The organism is Subtercola vilae (assembly GCF_004923255.1).
Classification (GTDB): Bacteria; Actinomycetota; Actinomycetes; order Actinomycetales; family Microbacteriaceae; genus Subtercola; species Subtercola vilae.
In genome coordinates this window covers 1-4334 of the sequence record NZ_QYRT01000085.1, presented here as the reverse complement: position 1 = coordinate 4334, position 4334 = coordinate 1, and the positions used below count along the sequence as shown (strand labels likewise).

The following is a 4334-nucleotide window of genomic DNA, read 5'->3' as shown; positions in this document are numbered from 1 at the left end:
CTACACCCAGAAGCAGCTCGACACCGTAGCCGCCCAACTGAACCGTCGACCACGCAAACGGTACGGATACGCCACCCCAGATGAGATGATCAAAACCCTACTGGTGCAATGACCGCTTGAATCCGCCTACGTTAGGGCGCTTCCTCAGCGTTCGGTGGCGGGGATCCACCGGTAAAGCGTGGGGATCGAGACGCCGATGTTGTGGGCCACGTCAGCGGCGGACGTTCCTTGGGCGAGCAGTTGTCTCGCGGCGGCGATTTTGCGGTGAGTCATGATTCTTTTCCGGCCGGGCGGGCGTCCGTTCTTGCGGGCGGCTTCGAGGCCGGCGTGGGTGCGTTCGATGGTGAGTTCCCGTTCCATCTGGGCAAGAGACGCCATGACGTGGAAGAAGAACCGGCCAGCGGGGGTGGTTGTGTCGATTTGGTCGGTGAGAGAGCGGAACCCGATCCCTGTCTCGTGGAGTTGCTCGGTGAAGGCGATCAGGTTCTTCACGCTCCGGCCAAGGCGGTCGAGTTTCCAGACGACGAGGATGTCCCCGACGCGAAGCTGCTCGAGTGCTTTGTCCAGTCCCGGTCGGGAGGCTTTGGCGCCGCTGATGACATCGGCGAAAGTCTTCTCGCACCCGGCGGCTTTCAACGCGTCGTGTTGCAGGTCGAGGTTCTGGTCTGTGGATCGCAGCGGTAAGTGGCGTCGATATCGCAGCGCATTGTGGCCCGGCTGCGTGAGGGCCAGTCAGGCTGCGACCGATAGTCGCTTAGCTTCTGGCGCCGACATGTGAACCAGCTCGTGTCTGTGCACTCAGCCCGTGGGTCGGGGTCGCAAGCCGTCCACCACGATGGTGAGTAAGCGGCGGGCCCCGACGACGTCGAGATCGGAGACCTAACGATCAGACCCACACGACAGGGCTGAGCGGCGACAATCTTCGCCCTACTGTCATGCAACGGTACGAGACGTCGCAGGAACGACCGTTCGTGGATTGGATTGAAGTGTCGCCTAACGGATGATCGCAGCCCGGAGGAAGAGCCAGGTGCCGAGAGAGGCGAGCAGGAGGATGACGCCGGCTGCGATGGCGAGCCACCAGAGCTGGAATGCGGCGACGATCGCGCCGAGGTCTGGGACGATGATCGCGATGCCGAGTCCGATGACGACGACGAGTCCGATCGCGAGGAGCTGCGGTCCGCGGACGCTATAACGCACCCAAGCGGCGGCGAAGACACTGCCGATGGCGAGGAAGACGAAGACGCCGAGGAAGACGATGGCGAGTAGTCGCCAGGGGTCGCCGGCGCCGAGGGCGTAGATGTCGAACGCGTAGAAGCCAATGAACCAGTGGTTGGTGGCGATCTCGATGAGCTCGAAGGCGAGGAAGACGATCGCGACATAGGCGGCGATGAGCGCCTGGAAGAGGAATGTGCCGGCGACGAAAGCACGCCGGGTGGAGCCGAGCGTGAGCGCGAACGGATAGTGCGAGGAGCTCGAGATCACGCCGAGGTAGATGAAGAAACCGCCGAGGGCGTAAACGACCCCGGGGTTGCTCCGGCTGCTCTGGATCCACTCGGCGGTGCCGGGCTGGCTGCCGCCACGCCAGAAGATCAGGGCGATTATCACCGAGATGACGCCAACGACGACGGCGATCCAGAGCGGGACAAGGAACACCTGTCGGCGGCGGTTCAGGTGCAGCTTGACCGTGGAGATGACAGCGCTCATGCGCGGGCCCCTTCCGTGAGGCTGGGTTTGACGGCGTCGGAGCCGAATGCGGCGACGAGTTCTTGCAGCGAGACGGAGGCTACCTGGACGCCGTTGCGGCCGGCCTCGCTCCGCAGACTCGCGTCCGGTGTGCCCAGGATGGTCGCCGATTTGAGGCCGGGAACGGTGTGGGGAGCGAGCACCGTGTGGCTCGAGGCGAGCCGGTCGACGGCCTCGCTCGGGCCGCTGAGGACGAATGCCTGCCCAGGAACCTCCTCGCTCGCCACGTCAAGGCGGATCCGGCCGCGGTCGAGAATGACCACCCGGTCGAACAGCGCCTCGGACTCCTCGATGAGGTGCGTGGACAGAACGATCGTGCGTGGATGCGCGGTGTAGTCGCGCAGCAGCACATCATGGAAGAACCTGCGCGCGGTCACATCCAGACCCAAGTACGGCTCGTCAAGGAGCGTGACCGGGGCGCGCGAGGCGAGGCCGAGCACGATGGCGACCGCGGAGAGCTGCCCACGAGAGAACTTCTTGATCGGAGTCTTGCTGGGTATGCGCATGCCCTCGATGAGCTCCGCCGCCACCTCGGTGCTCCAGTTCGGTGCGTAGACCGGCGCGATGCGCAGCACATCCCTCAGGTCATACCGGTCGGGATAACGCTGGTTGTCGCGCACCAGGATCACCTTCGCGAGGGTCGACTCGTGTTCGTAGGGACGCTCACCGAACACCTCGACACGTCCCGACGATGGCCGGTCCTGGCCGGCCACCAGCGACATGAGAGTGGTCTTCCCCGCGCCGTTGCGACCGAGCAGCCCCAGAATCGACCCCTCACGCACGCTCAAACTCACGTCGCACAAGGCCTTCGAGCCGCCGTAGGCGCGGGTGACGGATTGGATTTCAATCGCGTTCGTCATGGCCGATCCTCTCTCTCTTCTTCATCGATCAGGTGATGGAGCTCTTCGCCGCTGATGCCTAACACGTGCGCCTCGTTCAGCAATGGGCGCAGGAATTGCGTCCGGAACTCGTCGCGCCGAACCTTCTTCAGCAGTTCTCGGGAACCGGTGGCGACGAACATGCCAACGCCGCGCTGCTTATAGAGCGCGCCCAACTCCACGAGCAGGTTCACGCCCTTACTTGCGGTCGCCGGATTCATGCGGTGGAACGCAGCGAAGTCCGTAGCCGAGGGCACAGCCGTGTTCTCCGCATAGACGCCCGCGACGATGTCGTTGGTGATCTTGGCAGCAAGCTGCTGGAAGACCGGGACTTCTCCGGAGAACATGACACCACCATAGTCCATTACTTGACTAATGGACCACCCAGCGAACTCTAACTACCTTAGGAAGGCGACGCCTCGATCGCTACTTCGCGCCGAAATCTTGAGCGGATTCGGGCGCCAGAACTTCTCCGTATGCGCGATTGCCACGATTCATATCTGCGTTGCTGCTCGGATGAGTTCGGCGTTGCTCTGCCCGCCGCATAGCTCACAAGCCCTCCCATCAACCTCCACGACCAAGACCTATCGTCGGATATTTCACTAATTCACAAGCCGCCCCTGTGTGGAGTTGATTGCTCTTTGGTGGTGTTTTGTGATTGCTAAATGGCGGGGCTGGCTATTCGGCGCTGCGTTGAAGTTCTCGGTAGATGGTTGTCCGTGACACCTGAAACAGATCAGCCAGCTCGGCCTGGGTGTGTTCGCCGGCATCGTGCAGCTTCCGGAGATGTTTCTGCTGCGTCTTGGTGAGTTTGGGCTGTTTGCCCTTGAGGCGGCCATTCGCTTTCGCAACCGCCATCCCTTCCCTGGTTCGCATTCGGATAAGGTCGGCTTCGAACTCGGCGACCATTCCGAGGACGTTGAACAGCAGCCGGCCTATCGGGTCCGTCGGGTCGTAAGTGCTGCCACCGAGGCTGAGGACCACGCCCTTCTCCGTGAGCTCGTCCGCGATGTCTCGCGCGTCTGGCAGGGAACGGGCGAGGCGGTCGAGTTTGGTGACGACGAGTGTGTCGCCGGCGCGGGTCGCAGCCATCGCTTCGCGAAGACCCGGCCGGGCACGGTTGGCGCCGGTGAGGCCGTGGTCAACGAAGATCTGTTTCTCATCAACACCGAGGGCAAGGAGACCATTTCGTTGTGCGGTTAGGTCTTGGTCGTTAGTCGAGACGCGGGCATACCCGATCTTCATTCCCGTCATGAACCTATGGTTGCAGTTATCCCCCCATCACCGTGCATTTCATCGTGCGGGTCTTACGTACATAACCCGGCCCCATGTTTTCCTGCACTCCGAAAGTGACTCCGGGGGAGCGGTGGGGGACCGGCTTACGTGCACCGAATAAAGGACGAGGTCTGAAGTCGCCAGAAGTGCCGGACCACCCAAGCGGCGAGGTGGCGGGGCAGGGTCAGGCAGCTGTTACCTGACCTGTGAGAAGTTACACGCTCGTAAGTAACTATCTACTCAGCCCTCAACGGACGCGCACGTGAGACTAGGCGAATGATCGTCAGGTGTAGAGTGCCGCGGGGCGCCGAATTCACCGTCCCTGGGGGCTTGATGACCACGAACGACAAACGCACCACTCAACCGGAGATTCCCGCGCTCAAGGGGTGGAATGCGAATCTGAAGAATCCACTGGTTTGGGCGGCCTTATTGCTCGCA

5 protein-coding genes and 1 pseudogene are annotated in these 4334 nt (G+C 62.3%); 1 reads left to right on the top strand and 5 read right to left on the bottom strand.

Translation table 11 applies throughout. The features are described 5' to 3' along the window. Positions 1 to 112, top strand: a pseudogene (locus D4765_RS19890) (IS30 family transposase); the annotation flags it as partial. Between the two features lie 32 nt (positions 113 to 144). Here the strand turns inward: D4765_RS19890 and D4765_RS18825 are convergent. The 5 genes from D4765_RS18825 to D4765_RS18805 form a co-directional block, all read right to left on the bottom strand. Next, complete coding sequence (locus tag D4765_RS18825) at positions 145 to 636, bottom strand: recombinase family protein (protein WP_476718332.1); 492 nt, start codon at positions 634 to 636, stop codon at positions 145 to 147. 357 nt (positions 637 to 993) lie between these two features. Further along, positions 994 to 1704, bottom strand: coding sequence for a hypothetical protein (locus D4765_RS18820; RefSeq protein WP_136643839.1), 711 nt, complete (start codon positions 1702 to 1704; stop codon positions 994 to 996). Next, positions 1701 to 2603, bottom strand: a complete 903-nt coding sequence (locus tag D4765_RS18815; RefSeq protein ID WP_136643838.1) for an ABC transporter ATP-binding protein — start codon at positions 2601 to 2603, stop codon at positions 1701 to 1703. Before D4765_RS18815 ends, D4765_RS18820 begins: the two co-directional genes overlap by 4 nt. After that, entirely contained in the window at positions 2600 to 2968 is a 369-nt protein-coding gene (locus D4765_RS18810) for a GntR family transcriptional regulator (protein WP_136643837.1), read from the bottom strand. Before D4765_RS18810 ends, D4765_RS18815 begins: the two co-directional genes overlap by 4 nt. 331 nt (positions 2969 to 3299) lie before the next feature. Beyond that, entirely contained in the window at positions 3300 to 3875 is a 576-nt protein-coding gene (locus D4765_RS18805) for a recombinase family protein (RefSeq protein ID WP_201799377.1), read from the bottom strand. Between the last annotated feature and the right edge of the window lie 459 nt (positions 3876 to 4334).